The 685-nt window shown below is 60.6% G+C and carries 2 protein-coding genes; one reads left to right on the forward strand and one right to left on the reverse strand.

The features are described from left to right. A partial coding sequence (locus ABD481_RS46610) for a LysR family substrate-binding domain-containing protein (protein WP_344672338.1) occupies window positions 1-334 on the forward strand: 334 nt, incomplete at its 5' end. A gap of 6 nt (window positions 335-340) precedes the next feature. Here ABD481_RS46610 and ABD481_RS46615 read toward each other — a convergent pair. Further along, on the reverse strand, window positions 341-685 hold a 345-nt coding region (locus ABD481_RS46615), incomplete at its 5' end, for a GGDEF domain-containing protein (RefSeq protein WP_344672339.1).

Raw genomic sequence — 685 nt, forward strand, 5'->3', positions numbered from 1 at the left:
GGCCTCATTGCGCACTGACAACTGGATCTCGCTTGACGATCCGCAGGGCACCGGACTGGAGCAGGTTTTTATGGATGCCTGTCGCATCGCGGGCTTTACGCCGCAGGTGGCGCAGCGGATTAACGACGTTACCTCGATGATTAGCCTGGTCTCCGCCGGGGTGGGAGTGGCGTTGGTTCCGCTCTCGGCGCGGGCCTTACGCCTTGATAACGTGGTGTATATCGATCTCCAGGATCGGCTGGCGGAGAGTGAGCTGAGCATGGTTTACCACCGCCATATTCGTTCGGCGGTGGTAAGGAAAGTTATCTCGCTGCTTAATACCGCTGAGCGATAGTCCCGGTTAGCTGGTCTTCAGGCGGCCAAAGCTGACAATCCTTGAGCGGCCCAGCTCTTTCGCCCGGTACAGCGCGGCATCCGCCGCGCGCAGCAGACTATCGCTTTGGGTGTGCTGCGGGTAGCTGGCGATGCCAATCGACACATCCACCTGGCCTATCTCGGTCAGACCATCGCGCAGCGTCATATTGCGCACCTGGGTGTAGATCTCGCTGGCGCACTGGTGCGCCCCGGCTTCGTCAATCCCGGGGAGCAGCACTAAAAACTCCTCGCCCCCGTAGCGGAAAGCCATGCCGATATCGCGCACCGCGCGCTGCACAATGGTCGCAACGCTCTTAATCACCAGATCCCC

The organism is Catenulispora yoronensis (assembly GCF_039531695.1).
GTDB lineage: Bacteria > Actinomycetota > Actinomycetes > Streptomycetales > Catenulisporaceae > Catenulispora > Catenulispora yoronensis.